Source organism: Phormidium sp. CCY1219 (assembly GCF_055795085.1).
Map to the genome: position 1 here is coordinate 1 of NZ_JAYFEQ010000156.1, position 500 is coordinate 500.

The following is a 500-nucleotide window of genomic DNA, read 5'->3' on the forward strand; positions in this document are numbered from 1 at the left end:
CCATTGCCTGCCAAGAAGCTGCTCGTCCCGAGTTATTTTTCCAACCTATTTCAGTCGGATGTGGCTTAACCGCTCAGCAACTCCACGGAGGAAAGCGTCTCGATCCAAACTTTCGCCCCGCAAGATAGCGGCTTATCGGGTCGATACACTACCCGGCTAGGTCCGGCGATTTCCGCTTCAAACCCATACCGATTGCTGCTGCCGTGTTTGACGCTAATTACGGGTTCTTTTTCCTCTCGCTTGTTATTTTGCCGAATCTTGTGTTGATTGACGTGAATGCAGGTAATCGCCGCTTTGCGCGCAGGTTTCCATCGTGGTTTTGGGCCGCGAGTTCCTTCCTTGACTTGGGGAATTCCGTCGGTTAACGGGATTGCCCAGTTTCTGCCTATTTTAAAAGCGCCGCAAACTCTCTGAGTTAATAAAAGTTTTCTCATATAAGAACCGGAAATCCCGAGTATTTGTGCTGCTTGAGTAGATCCTACTAGTATCATTGAAATGAA

The 500-nt window shown here is 48.6% G+C and carries 1 protein-coding gene; it reads right to left on the bottom strand.

The window, feature by feature from the left end; translation table 11 throughout:
* Window positions 1-65: 65 nt before the first annotated feature.
* The coding region (locus tag AC0QH1_RS00850; protein WP_324628832.1) for a DNA-binding protein at window positions 66-500 on the bottom strand (435 nt) is incomplete at its 5' end.